This window comes from Acinetobacter sp. UBA991 (assembly GCF_002292065.1).
GTDB lineage: Bacteria > Pseudomonadota > Gammaproteobacteria > Pseudomonadales > Moraxellaceae > Acinetobacter > Acinetobacter higginsii.
This window is the reverse complement of record NZ_DBBF01000002.1, coordinates 131,721-153,746: the sequence shown is the minus strand read 5'-3', so window position 1 is coordinate 153,746 and position 22,026 is coordinate 131,721. Positions and strand designations below refer to the sequence as shown.

Genomic DNA, 22,026 nt, shown 5'->3' with positions numbered 1-22,026 from the left:
AAAAAGCCCCTTTGAATAAGGGGCTTTTTTATTGGTCTTCATTAGTATTTGAAGCGGAATGCAATGGTGTAATTTGCAGGTGCTCCGTAGAAGGCTTGTCCATCGGTAAAGCTGTTTAAATATTTTTTATCCGTTACGTTATTGGCGTTGGCCTGAATACTGAGATTTGGACTAATGTCATAACTTGCCATCAAATTCAGCAAGGCATAATCACTTTGTTTAAGATAAGTGTTATAGCTTGGGTCAAAACGGGTGATTTTACTTTGCCATTTTAGACCTGCACCAACTTTCAGTTTTGGTAGCTGAGCGGGGGAATAAGTCGTCAATAGATTAAAGCTTTGTGTTGGATTGTAGGTTCTTGCAGCACCGCCATTTTTTAGATCTTGCAGGCTAAACTGGGTATAGCCGAGTGAAACATTGACCTGATCTGTTAATTGGCCTGCCAAACCCACTTCTACGCCTTGTGAACGTAAATCACTGATAGCTGAAGTACGGTTAAGTGGATGGCTATCTGTTGGGCGTAGCGGGTAATTACTTTCTTCGGTTCTAAACACAGCCAGTGTTCCAGTCAGTTTGTTATCTAGCCATGAGCTTTTAAACCCAACTTCATAGCTTTTCCCCTCAATTGGATCCGCAACTTTTCCTGTTTTTTCATCGACTGCAGTTTGTGGTCGGAAAATCGAGGTATAGCTCATATAACCCGTATATTCAGGGGTGAAGTTGTAGGTGATACCTGCATATGGGGAAACTTTGCTTTCATCATAAACCATGGGCGCATCGTAACTTATACCTTCGCTTTTGGCTTTTACATAGTTTGCCCCTAAGGTAACTTTTAGATCATCGTTAAGGTGAAGGCGTGTTGCTGCATAAACCGATTGGTTACGTTGTGTATAGTCTGCAGTCTGAGAAAAATCAGACCAAGTGACATTGTTAGGGGTCCAACTTGCCCAATCTGTTGTGTAAGGAACATTATCGGTATAGTTAATATTACTGTCGTGTAAAGTACCATTTTTTGCATGATCATTCTGATGGCTGTTTGAGAAGGAATAGCCGATGATTGCTTCGTGCTCTTGATTGAACAGGTCAAATTTGCCTTGTAGATTTAAATCGGCCGTATGTAGTTTATTATTTTCTAAAAAGCCGCTTGGTGTTAGGGAAATACCAGAGCCATCAGCATTTGGATAGCCATAGTAGTAGAGCAGTTGGCTTTTACGATTCTTCTCATTGTAGTTGTAGCTTAGATTGGCAGACCAAGTTTCTGATAATTTTTGTTTTAACTCAAAAAATGCATTACGCGAAGTATTGTCCCAATAGGTCCAATCTGGATTAGGATTATACGAACGATCATAGCTGATTTGTTTACCCGTAGAATCCATCAACGGTAACGCACCCCAGTTATTGGCATTGGGTTTATTTTTTTCTTGGCTGGCACCAATGGTCAGTAAGGTATTGTCTCCAAGATCAGCTTCTAAAATTCCTGCAATACCATTTTTCTCAGAACTATAGCGGTCTAGGTTTGAATCGCCTGTTTGTTGAAAACCAGAAACACGGCCGCGAACAGCACCATTTGGTGATAGGCTACCAGAGGCATCTGCCTCATAACGTTGTGTATCCCATGAGCCATAGCTTAAGCCAGCATTGGCTTGAAACTCTTTGGTGGGGCGTTTACGGATATAGTTAATGGTTGCGCTTGGATCACCAAAAGCATTGGTCAGTGCATCTGCACCTTTAATGACTTCAATGCGATCATAGAAATAGCTATCTGGATTGGTGTCATTATAATTCCATTCACCAGAAGGGAAGCCCACGCCATCAACGAGAATGTTTGAGATTTCAAAACCTCGTGCCATATACACCGAGCGTTCAGTTTCAAGTGAATTAACGGTCACACCGGGAGTATTGTTCAGCACATCTCGAGAACTGGTGAGGCCAAAATCTTCGATTTGTTGTCGTGTCACTACATTGATGGTCTGAGGGATCTCTTTGGCTTCAATATCGAGTTTGGTGGCACTTGAACTACTTTTAATGGTATATGCTTTGGTTTTTTCACTGGCATCGCTATCTTGCGAGGCTTGAACTTTGATGGTTGGGAGTTGTTGTGATCCTTCCTCAAGTGCATGGCTATATGAGCTGATACTGACTAATGTGGAGATTGCTAAAAAAAGGGGAGTGCGTTTGAACAGCGTGGAAGAACTCATGTCTACAACCATGTAAATGAGAAATATTATTATTACAATTATTGTTAATATTCGTTAACTTTGCAATTTATTTCGTCCAAAGCTTAATGGGAATACCTAGCGTGGGGTGGAGGATTGATAGGAATTTTCGAAAATTGGACATTAAAAAAGGCCGCCGTAGCGACCTGTGATCAGTTATGTCCAGTCAAATGTAAATAGGACACGTCGAGTTTCGGGTTGGTAAAACATCAAGATATTGTCGGCACCATGATTGCAATACTCCCAACCGGATGCGGAGGCAATAAAATAATAGCGTCGTTGCTGTTGGTCAAAGATGTGTACAAAACAATGGTCATCTTGTTCCATATTTTCCAATTTAAGTTGTTCTTCAATCGGGTAGCACCAGTTGCCATATTCAGCATCACCACCCAGTTGATTGAGTAAAATGGTGGGTTTGTCATTTTGATAATTGACATCAGATGTGCTAATCACTCTTTTTTGTTCTAAGAAGCGTTGTTTAACCTGTCTAAAGTCTTCATGCATTTCTTGACTGTGAGTCAAAACCTCAGCGTATGAAGGATGATTTTTATTTTCTAAAATAAAATAGTGTTGTTCAGCCAGCCAATGATATTGAGACTGCCCATCCAACTGTAAAATAAACCAATTTTCATGCGCAAATTCGTTATAAAACTCAGCAGTTTCTGAGCCGATGTAGCATTCATAAGGCTCAATTGGATTGACTAAATGAATCCAACCTTGCCATTTAGGATTGATCTGGGTAAGGTCAATCGAAATGAGGGGGAGTAAATGCTTTGCGAGAAAAGAGTCTTTGGCTGCAAAAACAGTGTCTGAGTCTGGGAGTAATTTTAAAAAATCTTGTGCAATTGTAATGTCTTGTTGCATAACTTTTCCTGTTTAAATCGATAAAATATGGATCTCTTTATATTTTTTAACTGACTTTTGCTGGCACATTAAAGTCTTAATCTATTCATTTTCGATGGATGAAAATTACTTTTGAGGCTGTTAGTTTATTATAGTTTTGCAATGTAAGATGACAAAAAAGGCCGCCGAAGCGACCTTTTTATGTCAATTATGATTAAGCAGATTTAACAGCTGCTAATAATTCATTTTGACGATCTTTAAGTGCTTGAGGTAAGCGAGCACCAAGTTTAGTGAATAACTCAGTGTGGCTTTCAAGTTCTTTGATCCATTGATCTTTGTCTTGAGCTGTAACAGTGTTGAATTGCTCTTTAGAGAAATCAATACCATTCCAGTTCAACTGTTCGTAAGTTGGAACATAACCGATTGGTGTTTCAGTCGCTTCAGCGCGGCCTTCACAACGATCAATGATCCATTCAAGAACACGCATGTTTTGACCGAAACCAGGCCATACGAAGTTGCCTTCAGCATCACGACGGAACCAGTTTACGTTGAAGATTTTTGGTAGTTTATTACCAGCAGCTTCAGCTTTTGCACCAACTTCTTGACCAAGTTGTAACCAGTGACCGAAGTAATCAGCCATGTTATAACCCGCAAATGGAAGCATTGCGAATGGGTCACGACGAACGATACCTTGTTGACCAACCGCTGCCGCAGTTGTTTCAGAGCCCATCGTTGCTGCTTTATAAACGCCATCAACCCAGTCAAATGCTTCAGAAACTAAAGGCACTGTGTCTGCACGACGACCACCGAAGATGAATGCAGAGATTGGTACGCCTGCTGGATTTTCCCAGTCAGCGTCAATCGAAGGGCATTGACCCGCAGAAACAGTAAAACGTGAGTTTGGATGTGCTGCTTTTTCGCCTTCAACGTATGGTTGGCCTTTCCAAGTGATTAAGTCAGCTGGAACTTCTTTAGTAAGACCTTCCCACCATACTTCGCCATCTTTGGTTACGGCAACGTTGGTGTAAATCACATCTTTATGCATCGTTGCGATACAGTTCGGGTTAGTTTTGGTATTTGTACCAGGCGCAACACCGAAGAAACCTGCTTCTGGATTGATTGCATATAAACGACCATCTTCACCTGGTTTAATCCAAGCAATATCATCACCTACAGTTTCAATCTTCCAGCCTTCGTAACCTGCTGGTGGAATTAACATCGCAAAGTTTGTTTTACCACATGCAGAAGGGAATGCCGCTGCGATGTAGTGTTTTTCACCTTGTGGGTTAGTTACACCTAGAATTAGCATGTGTTCAGCTAACCAGCCTTGCTCACGACCCATTGCAGAAGCAATACGTAATGCTAGGCATTTTTTACCAAGCAATGCATTACCGCCGTAGCCAGAACCATAAGACCAGATTTCACGCGTTTCTGGATAGTGAACGATATATTTTTCGTTGTTACATGGCCAAGCAACATCTTTTTGACCATCTTTTAATGGTGCAGCAACAGTGTGTACGCATGGGATAAACTCACCATCTGTACCTAACACGTCATAAACTGCTTTACCCATACGTGCCATTTTAGTCATGCTGACTGCAACGTAAGGTGAATCTGTTAACTCGATACCGATGTGAGCAATGTGGCTTCCTAAAGGACCCATCGAGAAGGGAACCACATACATGGTACGGCCTTCCATTGCACCGTCAAATAATCCATTTAATTTTTCGCGCATTTTTGCAGGAGCAACCCAGTTGTTTGTTGCGCCAGCATCTTCTTCATTTTGCGAGCAGATATAAGTACGGTCTTCAACACGAGCAACGTCAGAAGGATCAGAATTTGCAAGATAAGAACCAGGATGTTTTTCTTGGTTAAGTTTTTGCATGGTGCCGTTAGCGATCATCAAGTCCATGAGACGTTGATATTCTTCTTCGCTACCGTCACACCATTCGATTTTTGCTGGTTTGGTCAATTTTGCAATTTCTTCCACCCATGCAATCAGCTTAGGGTGACGAACGAATTCTGGTGCGTTCACTTGGGTCATGGTGATGCCTTTTTAAAGTGTGTACGACGTACAAATTCTATCCACTGGATGGCAGTGAGACAGATGAAGTAAAAAAAGTGGCTGTATTAAAGCATAAAATCATAAAAAATATAAGACTAAAGAATAGGTAGGTGTGTAAGGTGAGAAATGTTGGTTTATTATTATAATATTGTTTTTTAATAATTTTATTATTCTATGTTTTATTATTTTGTTTTTTTATATGTAATATTTTTTTTATAAATTTCTTTGTTAATCAATATTTTAATTTATTTTTAATTTTTTGAGAATTGTTATTGATTATATGAATAATGTTCATTCAAAATTTACATAAACTTGCTTTTATTTGTTGATTTTGTAAACAAAAATAGGCTTATCAAAAGCCCTAAGGTTGATGCGAATGAGTCGAAATTTACAGCCTTTATCTATTATTTATAATCAAAAATCAGGTTTCCATGCTGCGCAGCAAGATGATGAATATGAGCGCCTTATGACATATTGGACACAATATGGGTTTGAAATTCAGGTTTTTGAATTAAATCAGCAGGTTAATTTTGATGACATGATGAGAACTGTTTTGGCTAGGCATCAACAGACTGAATTACGTGGCGTTGTGGTTGCGGCTGGGGGAGATGGAACTTTAAATGCGGTTGCAAAACAGTTAATCCATACGGATATTCCGATGGGGATCATACCGCTGGGTACGTTTAATTATGTTGCACGGGCGTTGAATATCCCGATTGATGTTGCGCAAGCGGCAGAAGTGATTGCAACGGGTAGGATACAAGCAGTGCACGTTGCTTCAATCAATGATCAAATTTATCTCAATAATGCGAGTTTAGGGTTGTATCCTTTATTTATAAAAAAGCGTGAACTATACAATCAGCGACTTGGACGTTTTCCGCTAAATGCCTATACATCGGGTTTGGATGTATTACTGCGTGAACATAAATCCTTAAAACTTGCGGTGACCATTGATGAACAGCGCTATCCTGTTGCAACCCCTTTAGTTTTTTTGGGTAATAATCAACTGCAACTGAGTGATATGAAATTAAGAATTGCAGAATGTGCTGCTAATGGAAAGTTAGCAGGGGTTGTTGTTGCCAAAAGTGATCGTTTCAGCTTAATGAAAATGTTATGGAAATTGGTTCAGGGTAAAATTGATCAAGCTTCTGATGTGTATTCATTTTGTGCCGAACATATACTGGTCAATTGTAAAAAGCCAAAATTAACGGTGGCAATAGATGGAGAGCTTATGGTGATGGACACCCCATTAAAATTTTCAGTGAAAAAATCTGCGTTAAAAGTGATGGTTCCGAATGTTATTACACCTGTCTGATCTACATTTTGGAACGGAACGTGAAGGTTGCATTCAAGCAATCAAGCAATTTTGCCAACAACATCGTCCTGAAGCTGTGATCGTGAGTGGTGATCTGACACAACGCGCGCGCTTTAAGCAGTTTTATGCATGTCGACAATTTCTAGATGCGCTCGATCTTCCTTATCTGGTGGTACCAGGCAATCACGATATTCCGCTTTATCATGTATGGAACCGTTTCTTTTCTCCTTTTGTTCGTTATCAAGCATTCTTTGGTCGTTTGGAAACAACACTGGAAACGGAGCATTTTTATATTGTTGGGATGAACAGTATTCGTCGGCGATATCATACAAGAGGGCATATTTCTCTTGAGCAAATTCATGAGGCTTATGAGCAATTAAAAAAAGCGCCATCTAATAAAATCAAACTGGTGGTTTTTCATCAACCCTTTTATACCTTTCCGAATGAGCATGGTGATAAAGATTGTCCTGTGCTAGGGAAAATTGCTTTAGAGCGCTGGGGAGAAACTGGGTTGTTTGGTTTATTGCACGGACATTTACATAAAGTAGCTGTACATGATTTAAATCAAATATTTCAATTGGGATTTGATCATCCAATCTTTGATATTCATGCCGGAACAGCGACTTCAAATCGATTACGCTTTGGATTAACCAATAGTTTTAATGTAATTTCGGATGATGGCAAGATTGAACATTATTGGTTTGATGAGAGCTTGGGTAACTTTCACACATTGAAATAAACCAGTTATAAAGATTCTTGTGTGCTTAAGTAGATGATGGTTATAGGTTATATAAATTTAGCTTTACTTGTTTTGTTCGGCGATAATTGAAATGTGCTTAATGGCTGAAACTTTTATTAATATTTTATTAATCAATGGGTTGGTTTGTATTTTAAAATAAAAAACACAATTTATAATTGAGCTTATTCTTTCTTAAAAAATATAAATTCCTTTGAAAACTGCTGAGTTTTTCTTTCTAAATTTTAGTTTGTAATATGTTGTAACTGCCTAAGTTTTGCTAAGATTTGCTTTTTAATAATATATGCAAATCGCAAATAAAATATTGAACATTTTTGCGATTTCAGTAGGCAGTTAGGGATCAAAATGAAACGTGTATTTTTACTAGATAAAAATAATCATAAAGCAGCTGCCACATCTGAGATCGGAATAGCAGGACAAACAAAACCAATCCCTTTAAATCAAGCTTTGCTTGCAAAATCTGGGGTTAACGTTGATCAAATCGCTTCAATTACACGTATTGGTAATGATGCAATTGTGCATCTAGTTGATGGTACAAAAGTTATTCTAGAAGGATTCTTTGTACAGGATACTTTGCAGCTTCCGTTACAGGATGGAGAAAGTTTATGGGCTGCAATTGTCGACACTAAAGTTGAAGAGCAACCGATTTCCGATTATTTAGTCTTAGATGGTGTTCCACCCGATGTTTTGGCTTCAGACAGCTCAGTTGTTCGTCCCATATCTGAGATCCCGAATGCGATTGCAACAGATCGTTCAGTTGAGACTAGCCATGCAATTGCAACGACAGCTTCTAGCACAGTAGGGAGCATCCCGACTTGGGCATGGATTACTGGAAGTGTGGCAGGTGTCGGTGCAATCGCTGCTGCGAGTGGTGACGGTAATGGCAGTAAAAAAAATGATCCAGCCCCTGATACCACAGCACCTGTTTCACCTCAAGGTAACTTCACTGAGCAACAGGATGGAAAAACCATAACTGGACAAGCTGAAATTGGCAGTACGGTTATTGTGAAAGATGTAACTGGTAAAGCGTTGGCGGAAACGATAGTGGGAGCTGATGGTAAATTTAGTCTGACTTTGGTTCATGCTTTGACCAATGGTGAACAGCTTTATGTGACTGCTAAAGATCAAGCTGGCAATGAAAGTACGGCTACTCGGATCACAGCACCTGATACAACCGCACCTGTTTCACCTCAGGGCAGTTTTACTGTACAACAGGATGGAAAAAACATAACTGGTCAAGCTGAAATTGGCAGTGCGGTTATTGTGAAAGATGTGACTGGTAAAGCGTTGGCGGAAACGATAGTGGGAGCTGATGGTAAATTTAGTCTGACTTTAGCTCATGCTTTGACCAATGGTGAACAGCTTTATGTGACTGCTAAAGATCAAGTTGGCAATGAAAGTATAGCTACTCTGATCACAGCACCTGATACAACCGCACCTGTTGCAGGGCATCTGGCTTTTACTCATTTTGTTGATAGTGGTTATTCGGATACGGACTATATTACGCAAAATAATACGTTTGATCTGCGCTTAATAGGACAAGAGCAAGGAACAGTAGTTAACTACCAAGTGTCTAAAAATGGTAGTGAGTGGACTGAGACCGTTGTCACACAAAAAGATTTGTCAGATGGGGTTTATCAATTTAAAGCCATTGTGAAGGATCAGGCGGGGAATAGCAGTGAAGTGTTGTCTCAGCGTGTGACTGTTGATAAAACTCCACCGCAGACAGGTATTTTATCCTTTACTGATTTTACCGATACAGGTGTTTCAGCAACAGATTACATTACCAACGATCAGGCCTTTAATTTGAGCCTTGAAGGACAAGAGCAAGGAACAGTAGTTACCTACCACGTGTCTAAAAATGGCGGTGAGTGGACTGAGGCCGTTGTCGCACAAAAAGATTTGTCAGATGGAGTCTATCAATTTAAAGCTATTGTGACGGATCAAGCGGGGAATAGCAGTGAAGTATTGTCTCCTATCGTGACGATAGATACGATCGCACCAGCTGCAGGTACTTTAAAAATAGTTAATTTAAATGACACTGGGAGTTCACCTTTTGATCGAATTACACAAGATAATAGCTTTGATTTACAGGCATTAAATCCAATTGTAATTAATAAAGAAGCCACGCTTAATAATCGCTATGAAGTTTCTAAAGATGGTGGGAAAACCTGGGCAGAAACGACTGTTAAACAAGTTAATTTAGCTGATGGTACTTATTTATTTAAGGTTGTTGGAACAGACATTGCGGGGAATATTGTAGAAACTGCAATTGAAAAAGTTGTCGTGGATACAGTAGCTCCAGAAGTTGCGACCAAGCTTAAGCTTGTAGAGGGAGGATCGGGTTCAATCTTAACAGGCACCGCAGAACCTGATGCCACAATCCAAGTGTATGATCAAAATAATAGTTTGGTTTATCCATGGAACACGACAGTTAATTCTGATGGCACATTTGCTGTAGATTTTAGTCAATATTATTTAAAAGAGCAGACTTTAACGGTAACAGTGACTGACCGCGCGGGGAATGTCAGCGAAAAGGTAACCATTGTTGCACCTTTAGATAATATTAAGCCTGACCCCATTCAATCGATTGAGTTTAATGAGGATGGGCGTCGTTTTACTGCAATAGCAGAAGCCAATAGCATAGTTAGAATCTATGATGTAAATCATAACGAAATTGGGCGTGGTTATGCCGATAGTGAAGGTAAAGTTTCAGGTCAATTAAATTATGTTTATTTAAAGGGGCAACAATTAAGTTTTATTGTTTTTGATCGGGCAGACAACCAGAGTGAAGCCGTTACTGCTTATGCACTAAATGATAATACACCACCAGAGGCAGCGACAAATCTTCTTCTGGCTGAAAGTCATAATGGATCGATTCTAACGGGTATGGCAGAAGCAAATGCCACGATCTTGATCTATGATGAAAATAGTCAGTTAGTTTATTCATGGAATAATACGGTTAATGCGGATGGAACATTTGCTGTTGGTTTTAGTCAATATTATTTAAAAGGCCAAATATTAACTGTAACTGTGATTGACCGTGCAGGAAATGTCAGTGAAAAAACCAGCATCGTTGCACCTTTAGATAATACTAATCCTAGTCCCATTCAATCCGTTGAGTTTGATCAGGATGGACGTCGTTTTACGGCAATAGCAGAAGCCAATAGTACAATTAAAATTTATGATGCAAATCACAATGAAGTTGGAGGTGGTTCTGCGGGGAGTGATGGTAAAGTTTCAGGTTGGTTTGATAATGTCTATTTAAAAGGACAACAATTAAGTTTTATTGTTTTTGATCGAGCTGGAAATCAAAGTGAAACTCTTTCACTTGAAGCCATAAACGACTCAACTCCACCAGATGCGGCTAAGAGTCTTAAATTAACGGAGGGCAGCGATAGCTCGATTTTAACTGGTATCGCTGAACCTAATAGCATCATTCAAGTTTATGATCAGAATAATAATTTAGTCAGTAGATGGAGCAGTACGGCATATAGTGATGGCACATTTACTGTTTATTTGAATCAATTTTATTTAAACGCGCAGACGTTAACGGTTACAGTCACTGATCGTGCAGGCAATGTGAGTGAAACAGTAACGATTGTTGCACCATTGGATGAAGTGGCACCTCTCGCTGCTGAAAATATCACCATAAATGAAGCAGGATGGATTTCTGGTCTGGCTGAACCAAATGCAAGAGTTGATATTATTGATCAATATGGAAATTTGATCACAACGACTGTGGCCTACAATGGCTCTTTTTCTCACTGGATCAACTATAGTCAATATCAAACACAAACCTTAAGTTTTGTGGTGAGAGATTCTGCAGGGAATCGCAGTGATGTTGTACAAAAAGTTTTGCCTGTATTACTCAATACCCCGCAAGCCGTGACAGATTTATTGCTTGATGCGGAAGGACATAATTTATCTGGTCAGGCAGTTGCTGGCCAGCAAATTATTGTGAGTAATGCAGTTGGCGAGCGTGTGGGTAGTAATTGGTGGAATTTTGTTGTTAATGAAGATGGTACATTTAATGTGCAGCTTAATAGCTACTATTTACAAGGACAGACATTGTATGTCCGCGCCTTAGATCCAACGAACAATCTATATGGTCCAATCACTGAAGTTATTGCACCTTTGGATAATATTGCGCCACTGCTCAGTGAGGTGGTTATTACTGAAAATGGGGATGGAATTAGTGGACAATCTGAACCAAAAGCTACAATCAAAGTCATTGATGCTGATGGTGATGTCCGTGCAGAGTTCAACACAGATGAAACGGGGCATTTCAATTTAAGTATTTATCCACCAGTTTTACGCGGTGAGCAGTTATTTATTACTGCAACGGATTTAGCAAAAAATGTCAGCACGCCAGTTCACATTATTTTTAATGCCGATAGTAATGCGCCCAGCCCAGCTGAAAATATCGTTATGTCTGACAATGGTTTCTTTATATCAGGAGATGCTGTACCCGATAGCTACTTAAAAGTTGTAAATGCTCAAGGTTTTCTTGTTGGTGATATCGTTGTCGATAAATGGGGACATTTTAATATTGAATTAAATCGTTCTCAAGCGACGGGTGAGGTACTACGGGTTGTTGTAGAACAAAATGGCTATCAAAGTAACTATACCGAAGTTATTACGCCAGTCGATATTGTCGCACCAGCTGCGGCAACGCAATTTGCAGTCAATCAATCTGGTTATCTCATCGGTCATGCAGAACCTAAGACCTTAGTTGAAATAACTTATAATTTTGATGGTCAGCCGTCTTATACCAATACAGTTATTGTGAAAAAGGAGGGAATATTTGAAGTCTATATGAATAATAAAGCAACCTCATTGGCTGTGACTGTAATTGATAGTGCGGGAAACCAAAGTGCTACGGTAATAATTAAACCAACAGAGATTCCCCAGATTAAGGTAGATCAATTTAGAGGAGATCAGACCGATAATATTTATCAAGTAGATCATGGTTCTGATTTTATCCAAGAATATCGTATTGAGCATTATGAAAATTATAAAGAAGTGTGGGTAGATGATAGCCATTATGTATCTCAGTGGTTTGATGGATATTATGAAAAGCAATGGATAGAAGGCCATTATGAACCAGTTTTAATAGAAGGCCATTATGAGGAAATTTGGTTTGACAATGGGGAATGGCGCTACCGTGATTACTATAGTGATCAGGACGGTAAGCGTTACTATACTGATGATGGTTCATATGATGCTTATGTAAATCAGTATTTTGACTCCGAATTAGGATTATGGCAGGACGGTTATGCCCTTAATGGACCTGAGATTGAGCAAGAGTGGGTCAGTAATCTGTATTCTGAGCAGATTTGGTTTGGTGATTCTTACAAAGATCAGTGGGTTGAAGGTCATTATGAAAATGTTTGGATTGAAAGGCATGAGGAGTATTCGTGGGTTGAAAGTGGTTATTGGGAAAATCAACTAATCGAATCTGGTTACCGAGATGTAGACTTTGGTGGGCATGATAAAGTTTTGAGTTCTGTAAGTTATAGTCTGATGGGGAATTATGACTGGATAAATGATCCAGAAAGTATAGAAAGACATTTAGAAAGTGGGCGTTATATTGAAGATCTTGAGTTGGTTGGTAGTGCAAATATCAATGCCACAGGTAATGGATTGGATAATGTGATTACAGGGAACGCTGGGAACAATATTTTGGATGGTCGTGGTGGTCACGATACCTATATTGGAGGTGCTGGTTCGGATACTGTGATTTATAACATATTGAACTATAGTGATGAACTTGTTGATCGCTGGCAAGATTTTCATGTTGGTAACGTTTGGGCAGATTTACAAGCAGATAAGATCGATATCAGTCAATTATTGATGGATTACACTGGGGATGGTTCGACTGCATCTCTGGAAAAATTCATTCATGTCAAGCAAGAGGGTGAGAATACCATCGTGAGTATAGATCGAGATGGTGAAGCCTCTGTTGAGAGCGGTGTTCAGTTAGTGCTACTCAACAATGTCAACACAACATTGAGTGAATTATTGGGTAACCACCAAATTATTATTTAAACATCTTTTTATGAAAATCTAAGAGCTGTCAATGACAGCTCTTTTTCTTGGCTGTAGACAATTTGTTCAATCAAAATCAGTTTGAAGAAAAAATACTAAAAAAGTCGAGTTTTTTTTAATTCGCCCCTTGAAGCTATTTTTTTTAACCCCACAAAAGTGGCATATCAAAATTTTATGTATTGCCATGAATTGGCGATACGAATTAATCAAAAAGACTAAGTCTGATGGAGTTAACTATGAGCAACATTCGTCCATTACATGATCGTGTTGTGATTCGTCGCGTAGAAGAAGAAACTAAAACGGCTGGTGGTATTTTACTTCCAGGCTCTGCTGCTGAAAAACCATCTCAAGGTGAAGTAATTGCAGTAGGTAATGGTCAAATCACTGACAATGGCGTTCGTGCTTTAGACGTTAAAGTTGGCGATAAAGTATTGTTCGGTACTTATGCAGGTACAACAGTAAAAGTAAGCGGTGAAGAGCTCTTGATCATGAAAGAGTCAGATATCTTAGCTGTACTTGAAGGCTAATCGATACATAACTCACAAATTAATCAGATACAGTAATTTAAAAAGATTCGGAGTTTCACATGTCAGCTAAAGACGTAAAATTTGGTGATTCAGCTCGCTCAAAAATGATTGCAGGCGTAAACGTACTTGCAGATGCAGTAAAAGTAACTTTAGGTCCTAAAGGCCGTAACGTTGTGATTGACCGTTCTTTCGGTGCACCGCACATCACTAAAGATGGTGTAACAGTTGCGAAAGAAATTTCATTAAAAGACAAGTTTGAAAACATGGGTGCTCAACTTGTTCGCGAAGTTTCTTCTAAAACAAATGACATCGCGGGTGACGGTACGACAACGGCAACTGTACTTGCTCAAGCAATCTTAAATGAAGGGATCAAATCTGTAACTGCAGGTATGAACCCAATGGATTTAAAACGTGGTATCGACATCGCAGTGAAAACTGTCGTTGAAAATATCCGTACCAATGCAAAACCTGCAGATGATTTCAAAGCAATTGAACAAGTAGGTTCAATCTCTGCGAACTCTGATACCACTGTAGGTAAACTTATCGCTCAAGCGATGGAAAAAGTAGGTAAAGAAGGTGTTATCACTGTAGAAGAAGGTTCTGGCTTTGAAGACGCATTAGACGTTGTAGAAGGTATGCAGTTTGACCGTGGTTATATCTCTCCATACTTCGCGAACAAGCAAGATACCTTAACTGCTGAACTTGAAAATCCGTTCATCCTTCTTGTTGATAAAAAAATCGGCAATATCCGTGAATTGATCGCTGTATTAGAAGCTGTTGCTAAAACGGGTAAACCACTTCTTATCATCGCTGAAGATGTTGAAGGCGAAGCACTTGCAACACTTGTTGTAAACAACATGCGCGGTATTATCAAAGTATGTGCGGTTAAAGCCCCTGGTTTTGGTGACCGTCGTAAAGCAATGCTTCAAGACATCGCGATCTTGACTGGCGCAACTGTCATTTCTGAAGAAGTAGGCATGTCTTTAGAGCAAGCTTCTCTTCAAGATTTAGGTACTGCACACAAAATCACTGTTTCTAAAGAAAACACTGTGATTGTTGATGGTGCTGGTAATGCTGCACAAATCGCTGAACGTGTTCAACAGATCCGTGCGCAAATCGAAGAATCTACTTCTGAATACGACAAAGAAAAACTTCAAGAACGCGTTGCTAAATTAGCTGGCGGTGTTGCAGTCATCAAAATTGGTGCGGCAACTGAAGTTGAAATGAAAGAGAAAAAAGATCGTGTTGACGATGCACTTCACGCAACTCGTGCAGCAGTAGAAGAAGGTGTTGTTGCAGGTGGTGGTGTTGCACTGGTACGTGCTGTAAACGTATTAGATGGCTTAAAAGGCGCGAACGAAGATCAAACTGCAGGTATCAACATTTTACGTCGTGCGATTGAAGCGCCACTTCGTCAAATCGTTTCAAACGCAGGTGATGAGCCTTCAGTTGTGATCAATGCAGTTAAAGCGGGTGAAGGTAACTTTGGTTATAACGCTGCAACTGGTGAATATGGCGATATGTTAGAGATGGGTATTCTTGACCCTGCTAAAGTAACGCGTTCAGCACTTGAACATGCAGCTTCTGTTGCTGGTTTGATGTTGACAACTGAATGTATGATTACTGATATCCCAGAAGATAAACCAGCTGGTCCAGATATGGGCGGTATGGGTGGTATGGGCGGCATGATGTAATTCATCTACGTCTAGATCAAAAAAATCCCTGCATATGCAGGGATTTTTTTATTTAAACATTAAAAATTATAATAGTTGATAGTTTGTGACATTCTTCATTTGGTGTATGGATTTAAGATTAATTTAATATATTATAATAAGAGCTAAATTAAAGTAAGTATATGCATAATAACTATAATATTTTTTGATCTTTTAAATAGATTTATAGTTGATTAAAAACTGTGTTTTCGAAAATGACTTTTTAGGTAGGAAATTTCATGATTAATTTTAATAAAGTAGGAGATTTTGAGTTATATCCAGTCATTGAAGTCAAAGATTTATATAAATATAAAATGAATTATTTTAAGTTAGTAGAAGAATTGAATTTATTAAAGAAAGAAAATGAAGCACTTAAGCTCTATATTGTAAAAATCGTTAATCAAGATTTTATTGCTGATTAGTATCAATTAATGCATTAATTAAATCATAGACCAATTGTTTTTGCTTTGGCGAGAGTTGTGCAAATTTCTCAGGTAAGTCTTGTTGTACAAGTTGTATACCAGAATGAACCATTTCTGGATGCTGAATTTCTTGTGTTGCATTACCAAAACGCAGCCATTGACTGGATACTTCTAACCACGCTGCTAGAAGCTGGAGTTTATCTTGGCTAGGAATGGCAAGACCTAATAACCAATTATTTGCAGTCTGAACACTAATAGATTTGCCACTATACCGTAGATTAAATTCTCGAGCTAGCCAAGTGGGACTCGTTTTAGCCCATGAGTGTTTTAGGAGAGCTTCTTTTAGTCGCTGAGTAAAAGCCGATTTTTCATTTATTTCTTGCATAAAAATTTATAAGCCTTGTCACTGATCCAAAAAATATCATTTAGAACCAAAAAATTATAAACCTTATTTTGTTTCTATGCTTAATAACCAGATCGATTTTATTGGGCTTTTTGTAGTATGTAAAAAAAGAGAAAGGAAGAAAAAAATATTATATCAAATTTTGATTGATAAAATTATAAAGTAAAACTGGAATTCTTCATTGAGGGAATCCTAATTAATAAATTATTTCAAAAATATTATAAGAAGTTGTTTTTAAATAGGAAATCTCAAAAAATTAAAATGGAGAGATGAAAATGAGTTCACACTTAAAAAAAACGTCAATTGCATTGGCTGTCGCCGCTGTATCTGGAATGACATTAGCTGCACCAGTGCAATTAACTGAGACAAAAACAGATACGGTATTAAATAATGATTATCAACAAACTGTAGGTATAGAGGACTCCAATCCCCAAACAGGACGTTATACTTCTGAAAAAGATATTATTATGGAAGGAACGAAACAGGTTGGAGCGCTTGTTAGCCAAACTTCACCTGTTGTAAATGGCCCAGAAACACAGGTTGGTGGTATTAATTATCGTAATTACACCTATCAGGAAATCCGTAAGGGGCTTTTAGAATCTCGTGATAATAAAAATACAACGTTAACCGTGGATGGAACAACAACCAACTTAACGAGTTGGAATAATACATTGGCAACAGGAAATATCACTCGAACCGCGAATACGAGAGTTCAACTTGATAAAACAGTTAATCCTGCTACTGAAATTGAGGTAACTTCTGAACGTTTAGATGATACGGGATTTACATTTGCTGCAGATGATGTGAACAGCGTGATCGGGGCACATACGGAAAGTAATGCAGGCGTACTTGAAGATGTAACATACGCAGCAACAGATGAACGTATAAGTTCTAATAAGTATTCAACTACAAGCTCTAATTTAACAACAGAAGCAAAACTAGGAGCGGATGGGAAGCCTATTTCTGGGCAAACGATTCGTGTTGGTACAGTCGAATCTCAATTCAGTCAAAATAATGTCGATTATCAATCTACATCAGATTCAGCAACAGGTGTGGTCACTAGTAAAAATACAGATGGCATGTTGTCTAGTGGTGAGCAAAGTTGGTCAGATCATACGGTTTCTACTGATTATCAGCATCAAAATAATGATCCAACAAAAGATGTTGTTGCTTTTAATCTAAGTGCGGATAAAAAGTCAGTTATAGAGTCTACAGTTGATACCAATAAATCAACTTTCAATTCTAAAACCATTGATTATGATGATGTAAATGTAGTTGGTCTTGATTATACCAATGAATTTAAGGTATCAGTTGATAATTCAAAAGAAAGTGTATTGGATGGTTTTATTGGGCTTGATAAAAGTTCATCTGAATGGAGTGAAACACAATTTAATCAGGCCGCTTTAGGAACAAGTAATGCATTAGATTATATAGTTAGTAATAAACTTTCTACGGAAAGTAAAACTCGTGATTTCTTGGTAAATAAAAATAATGAGATTGTATTGGCTGATAACAAGCCAATAATAAATACGGAAACTGTCGAAAAAATGACAGGTGAATCTTATGAATCTGTTTATCAGCCAACGCGTTATGTATCTGGAGATAAGAAAGGGCAGCCAGTTGAAATTCAGACAGGCAGAGATCCCGCTAGAAGTACTAACATTGCTGAGTCTGTTGTTAAAGGTACGACAACCAAAGTTGTTACGCACAAACAAGATAATGATTTTCAAGAGCACTGGAATACAACATGGGAAGATTCAGCGAAATATGCGCGTAATCATCAAGAAAATATTGAAGTAGATCGTGATCTTACTGCTGCCGCTGCAATTGATAATAAATTCATAAGCAAAATTACAGGTGTCTCTGTTGTTAAAGCAGCAGAAGAAGAAGACTTTAAAATCGGCACTGTTGCAGTAGATGTTAGTGGTAATAAATTTACTGCAGAAGATGTTCATAGCTGGAAAGATGCAGACGGTAAAGATCATTATTATGTTGTGATTGGACAAGATGCAGATGGTCATGACATTCGCAGTCAAGTTACTTTTAAAACAGGTAAGCCTCCGAAGAAAACTTTACTGCATCACGTGAGCTAAATGTTATTCATGCAGATCAGACAGGATTTAAATACACAGAGAACAACCAAGCCAATACTGTTACAAATAAAACAGAAATGGGGCTGATTGCAGCGAATGATGTAAAACAAGCATCTAAATCTGAATATACTGAATCACTTTCTGCAGCTGGAAAAGATACAGTCAGTATTACGCGTGGTACTGAAACAGTAAATCGAACCGACTATAGTGTTAAGGGTACTGTTTATGGCTCTGAAACGATAACTACTGGTGATGGAACAAAAACTACAATTGCAAAAAAGGAAACGAATGAACTTGATAAGTTCGGTACCTTTGATTCGTCTACATTGAGTCGTACAGAAACAAAAGTTGCAGCAGATCAAGCTACGACAAGTACAACGGAAACACGTATAGATGCAGTAAATGGTGTAGTTTTAGCTGCAACTCAAACCAATACCGATACATCAGGGCAATCAACAACGACTGAGCAGAAAACTACAGTTGGTGCTGGTCATGTGACAACCAATCACCTTGTTGCTGATCGTATTACTTTACAGGGTAAAGATGTACAAGGTGAAATTAATCGTCTGGATAGTCGCGCAGATCAATTGAATCGCCGTGTTGATGATGTGCAAAAAACAGCTTATCGCGGAATTGCTATAGCATTGGCGGCTCAGCAAGCTGTCCCGAATATTCAAGCAGGTCAAGTGGCTGTGTTTGGTGGCGTAGGTCATTATGAAGGTGAAACAGCTGGATCAATTGGTGTTGTTACATCTTTCACGGACCGTGTTTCAGCAAGTGGTGCTTTAGGTTTCGCAGGTGGAAGTGAATTTGGTGGACGAGTCGGAGTTGCTTACTTATTTGGAGGTAAGTAATAAATAATCGAGAGTAAAATAATAAGAATAATGAAGAAAATCTGGGACGGATATCAATTGGCTAGCATTCGTCCTAGATGTTCTTCACACAGGTCTTGGCCTTTTAGATTGTCTTTTTAGCCTGAAGGCAATCTTTTTTAACGGAATAAAATAATCATCCAAGTAAAAAAGATAATAGCCAAAGAAACAAATTGCGCAGCACTGCCCATATCTTTGGCATTCTTAGATAGTGGATTTTTTTCTAAAGAAACACGATCAACCACCGCTTCAATGGCTGAATTAAACAGTTCCACAATGATCGCCAATAAACAGACAGCAACCATCAGGGCTTGCTCAACAGCAGAGACATGTACAAAAAAACTTAGTGGAATCAGAATAATATTCAGCAATAGAACTTGTCGGAAGGCGGCTTCATAACGGAAAGCTGCTTTAAACCCCGCAACAGAATAGCCTGTGGCATTGAGAATCCGTTTAATACCATTTTTGCCTTTATAGGGAGAATATTGCGTCATTACGATTTAGGAATGTTAGAAAGCTCTAGTATAAAAGCAAAGATGTTGCAGTAAATTGGCAATATGTCGCATGCGTGTAGCATAAGCCACATCTTTCTGCCATTAATCTCTACGAAGCTTGCATTTATAAATTGTCAATTTGTGCTGTGCTAAGGATAATAAGCACAGAATTATTGAAGGAAAGCGCTGCATGAAAATTATCGCAGATGAAAATTTGGCATTTACCGATTATTTCTTTGCGGAATTTGCAGAAATACAGCACCGAGCAGGACGTACTCTGACCCATGCGGATGTACAGGATGCCGATGCACTTTTAGTTCGCTCAGTGACCAAAGTAAACCATGCCTTAATTGATCAGAGTAAAATTAAGTTTGTAGGCAGTGCCACTATTGGAACTGACCACCTTGATATTCAAGCCTTAGAGCAAAAACATATTGCGTGGAGTAATGCCGCAGGTTGTAATGCACAAGCTGTTGCAGAATATGTGATTACTGCGTTACTACACTTAGATATCAATCTTTTGGAAAAAAATAAAGCCTTCACTTTAGCCATTGTTGGTTTAGGGAATGTCGGTAGTCGACTTGCCGTGATGGCACAACTGCTTGGTTGGAATGTAATTGGCTATGATCCTTATGTGCAATTAGGCAGTATTGAAAATGTTTCTTTTACTGAGCTGTTAAAACGTGCCGATGCAATTTCAATTCATGTGCCTTTGACCTTATCGGGTGATTTCCCGACGCAGCATTTATTTGATGCGGCTGCTTTGGCTGCAATGAAACCCTCTGCTATTTTAATCAATAGTGCGCGTGGTCCTGTGATTGAACAGGCTGCATTAATGGCTGATATTATCACCACGCAGCGTCAAGTCGTTCTCGATGTATTTGAGTTTGAACCAGAAATTTCTGAGCAACTGTTGGATTTATTGGCATTAGCAACGCCACATATTGCGGGTTATAGTCTGGAAGGGAAGGCCAGAGGCACACAGATGATCTATCAAGCGTTTTGCGATAAGTTTTCTTATCAAGCCTCAAAGCGTTTTGAGAGTCAATTGCCTCAGGTGGAACAATATTTCGGGCAGCAGGATTTAAAAGTTGTGCTTAAACAACATCTGACTCAGATTTATGATATTGCTGCTGATGATCAGCAACTTCGTGCTTGTGTTCAGGGTGGCAAGGTTGAGCAAACCGCATTTGATTTACTTCGAAAAAATTATCCTTTGCGCCGTGAATGGGCTGCACATGGTGGGCCAAAAGCATGAGTCAAGATATGAAAAGCTACCAACCGACCTGTTCACTTGAGGCCTTAAAAGCGCGTGCTGAGATGTACAGCAAGATTCGTCAATTCTTTGCGCATCGGCAAGTGCTGGAAGTGGAAACACCAGTTCTGTCGCAGGCAGGTGTGACGGATGTCCATTTGGCTTCTGTTCAAGTACAGCGTCATATTCACGGTAAATTAAATACCCAGTATTTACAGACCTCGCCTGAATTTCCAATGAAACGTTTATTGGCCAGTGGCAGTGGGGCAATCTATCAAATTTGCAAAGTATTTCGTGATGATGAACATGGGCGTAAGCACAACAGTGAATTTACCATGTTGGAATGGTATCGACCGGGATTAGACTTAAAGGGCTTGATGCATGAAACTGCGGATCTGTTAGAAACCTGTTTGGCACATCGTTTTGGCGATATTCGTCCAGTTGTTCTCAGTTATAAGCATGCTTTTCAGGATCGTTTGGATATTAATCCTTTGCAAGCGAGCTTGAAACAACTCAAAGATACAGCCAATCGTGTTGGGCTTAATCTTGATTTGGGTGATGATCGTCTAGCTTATATGGACCTGTTATTCTCGCACTTTGTCGAACCTAGTCTAGGCTTCGATGCACCTGTATTTTTGACTGATTTTCCACCTGAAATGGCATCACTGGCAAAAGTAAAACAGGATGAGGATGGTGAATCCGTTGCCGCACGTTTTGAGGTGTATATTGAAGGTTTAGAGCTGGCCAATGCCTACGATGAGTTATTAGATGCTGAGGTTCTAGCATCTCGTTTTGAGGCAGATAATGCAGAGCGTGCAAAGCAGGGTTTGGTGGTGATTCCAACGGATCAGCATTTATTGGCAGCTTTACCCCATATGCCTGAATGTTCTGGTATTGCTTTGGGTATCGACCGCTTACTCATGGTTGCCATGAATCAAGTCAAAATTGACCAAGTGATTGCATTTCCTGCTGAGATTGCCTAGGACTTTTATTTTCAATCC

Annotated in this window: 13 protein-coding genes and 1 pseudogene; 9 read left to right on the top strand and 5 right to left on the bottom strand. The window is 39.1% G+C overall.

From position 1 onward, the window contains the following. Positions 1 to 41 precede the first annotated feature (41 nt). The 3 genes from B2727_RS00735 to B2727_RS00725 all read right to left on the bottom strand — a co-directional run bounded on the left by B2727_RS00735 (position 42) and on the right by B2727_RS00725 (position 5,103). The gene (locus B2727_RS00735; protein ID WP_033134288.1) at positions 42 to 2,210 is read right to left on the bottom strand and encodes a TonB-dependent siderophore receptor; all 2,169 of its coding nucleotides are present in this window, start codon (positions 2,208 to 2,210) and stop codon (positions 42 to 44) included. A gap of 162 nt (positions 2,211 to 2,372) precedes the next feature. Next, the gene (locus B2727_RS00730) at positions 2,373 to 3,080 is read right to left on the bottom strand and encodes a hypothetical protein (RefSeq protein ID WP_033134287.1); all 708 of its coding nucleotides are present in this window, start codon (positions 3,078 to 3,080) and stop codon (positions 2,373 to 2,375) included. A 193-nt stretch (positions 3,081 to 3,273) separates the two neighbouring features. Next, positions 3,274 to 5,103 (bottom strand): phosphoenolpyruvate carboxykinase (GTP), encoded by a 1,830-nt coding sequence (locus tag B2727_RS00725; protein WP_241345428.1) that lies wholly within the window; start codon positions 5,101 to 5,103, stop codon positions 3,274 to 3,276. A 397-nt stretch (positions 5,104 to 5,500) separates the two neighbouring features. On the opposite strand from B2727_RS00725, the gene B2727_RS00720 reads away from it, so the two are divergent. The 6 genes from B2727_RS00720 (at position 5,501) to B2727_RS00695 (ending at position 15,908) form a co-directional block, all read left to right on the top strand. Next, a complete protein-coding gene (locus tag B2727_RS00720; protein ID WP_033134286.1) occupies positions 5,501 to 6,439 on the top strand; it encodes a diacylglycerol/lipid kinase family protein in 939 nt (312 codons plus the stop codon). Continuing rightward, complete coding sequence (locus B2727_RS00715; RefSeq protein WP_033134285.1) at positions 6,420 to 7,178, top strand: metallophosphoesterase family protein; 759 nt, start codon at positions 6,420 to 6,422, stop codon at positions 7,176 to 7,178. The genes B2727_RS00720 and B2727_RS00715 overlap by 20 nt, the downstream gene beginning before the upstream one ends. Positions 7,179 to 7,541: 363 nt before the next feature. Beyond that, on the top strand, positions 7,542 to 13,247 hold the full coding sequence (locus tag B2727_RS00710; protein WP_033134284.1) for an Ig-like domain-containing protein: 5,706 nt from the start codon (positions 7,542 to 7,544) through the stop codon (positions 13,245 to 13,247). A 236-nt stretch (positions 13,248 to 13,483) separates the two neighbouring features. Next, entirely contained in the window at positions 13,484 to 13,774 is a 291-nt protein-coding gene (locus tag B2727_RS00705; protein WP_004652030.1) for a co-chaperone GroES, read from the top strand. A gap of 59 nt (positions 13,775 to 13,833) precedes the next feature. Next, complete coding sequence (gene groL, locus B2727_RS00700; protein ID WP_005184228.1) at positions 13,834 to 15,468, top strand: chaperonin GroEL; 1,635 nt, start codon at positions 13,834 to 13,836, stop codon at positions 15,466 to 15,468. Between the two features lie 257 nt (positions 15,469 to 15,725). Further along, positions 15,726 to 15,908: a hypothetical protein gene (locus tag B2727_RS00695; RefSeq protein WP_033134860.1), complete on the top strand. Its 183-nt coding sequence runs from the start codon at positions 15,726 to 15,728 to the stop codon at positions 15,906 to 15,908. Here B2727_RS00695 and B2727_RS00690 read toward each other — a convergent pair. Further along, positions 15,895 to 16,293 (bottom strand): hypothetical protein, encoded by a 399-nt coding sequence (locus B2727_RS00690; RefSeq protein WP_241345342.1) that lies wholly within the window; start codon positions 16,291 to 16,293, stop codon positions 15,895 to 15,897. The genes B2727_RS00695 and B2727_RS00690 overlap by 14 nt on opposite strands. A 293-nt stretch (positions 16,294 to 16,586) precedes the next feature. Here B2727_RS00690 and B2727_RS00685 point away from each other — a divergent pair. After that, positions 16,587 to 19,258: pseudogene (locus tag B2727_RS00685) on the top strand (YadA C-terminal domain-containing protein). Positions 19,259 to 19,395: 137 nt separating this feature from the next. Here the strand turns inward: B2727_RS00685 and B2727_RS00675 are convergent. Continuing rightward, positions 19,396 to 19,770, bottom strand: a complete 375-nt coding sequence (locus B2727_RS00675) for a diacylglycerol kinase (protein ID WP_004652036.1) — start codon at positions 19,768 to 19,770, stop codon at positions 19,396 to 19,398. Positions 19,771 to 19,960: 190 nt separating this feature from the next. Here B2727_RS00675 and B2727_RS00670 point away from each other — a divergent pair, with 190 nt between their 5' ends. Both B2727_RS00670 and epmA read left to right on the top strand, forming a co-directional pair. Further along, the gene (locus B2727_RS00670) at positions 19,961 to 21,028 is read left to right on the top strand and encodes a 4-phosphoerythronate dehydrogenase (protein ID WP_033133367.1); all 1,068 of its coding nucleotides are present in this window, start codon (positions 19,961 to 19,963) and stop codon (positions 21,026 to 21,028) included. Further along, the gene (gene epmA, locus B2727_RS00665; RefSeq protein WP_033133368.1) at positions 21,025 to 22,008 is read left to right on the top strand and encodes an EF-P lysine aminoacylase EpmA; all 984 of its coding nucleotides are present in this window, start codon (positions 21,025 to 21,027) and stop codon (positions 22,006 to 22,008) included. The genes B2727_RS00670 and epmA overlap by 4 nt, the downstream gene beginning before the upstream one ends. Positions 22,009 to 22,026 lie beyond the last annotated feature (18 nt).

What these genes read in the sequence shown, in the direction of transcription:
- B2727_RS00735 (WP_033134288.1), bottom strand. Translation starts at nt 2,210, where the DNA reads ATGGTTGTAGACATGAGTTCTTCCACGCTGTTCAAACGCACTCCCCTT.
- B2727_RS00730 (WP_033134287.1), bottom strand. Translation starts at nt 3,080, where the DNA reads ATGCAACAAGACATTACAATTGCACAAGATTTTTTAAAATTACTCCCA.
- B2727_RS00725 (WP_241345428.1), bottom strand. Translation starts at nt 5,103, where the DNA reads ATGACCCAAGTGAACGCACCAGAATTCGTTCGTCACCCTAAGCTGATT.
- B2727_RS00720 (WP_033134286.1), top strand. Translation starts at nt 5,501, where the DNA reads ATGAGTCGAAATTTACAGCCTTTATCTATTATTTATAATCAAAAATCA.
- B2727_RS00715 (WP_033134285.1), top strand. Translation starts at nt 6,420, where the DNA reads ATGTTATTACACCTGTCTGATCTACATTTTGGAACGGAACGTGAAGGT.
- B2727_RS00710 (WP_033134284.1), top strand. Translation starts at nt 7,542, where the DNA reads ATGAAACGTGTATTTTTACTAGATAAAAATAATCATAAAGCAGCTGCC.
- B2727_RS00705 (WP_004652030.1), top strand. Translation starts at nt 13,484, where the DNA reads ATGAGCAACATTCGTCCATTACATGATCGTGTTGTGATTCGTCGCGTA.
- groL (WP_005184228.1), top strand. Translation starts at nt 13,834, where the DNA reads ATGTCAGCTAAAGACGTAAAATTTGGTGATTCAGCTCGCTCAAAAATG.
- B2727_RS00695 (WP_033134860.1), top strand. Translation starts at nt 15,726, where the DNA reads ATGATTAATTTTAATAAAGTAGGAGATTTTGAGTTATATCCAGTCATT.
- B2727_RS00690 (WP_241345342.1), bottom strand. Translation starts at nt 16,293, where the DNA reads ATGCAAGAAATAAATGAAAAATCGGCTTTTACTCAGCGACTAAAAGAA.
- B2727_RS00675 (WP_004652036.1), bottom strand. Translation starts at nt 19,770, where the DNA reads ATGACGCAATATTCTCCCTATAAAGGCAAAAATGGTATTAAACGGATT.
- B2727_RS00670 (WP_033133367.1), top strand. Translation starts at nt 19,961, where the DNA reads ATGAAAATTATCGCAGATGAAAATTTGGCATTTACCGATTATTTCTTT.
- epmA (WP_033133368.1), top strand. Translation starts at nt 21,025, where the DNA reads ATGAGTCAAGATATGAAAAGCTACCAACCGACCTGTTCACTTGAGGCC.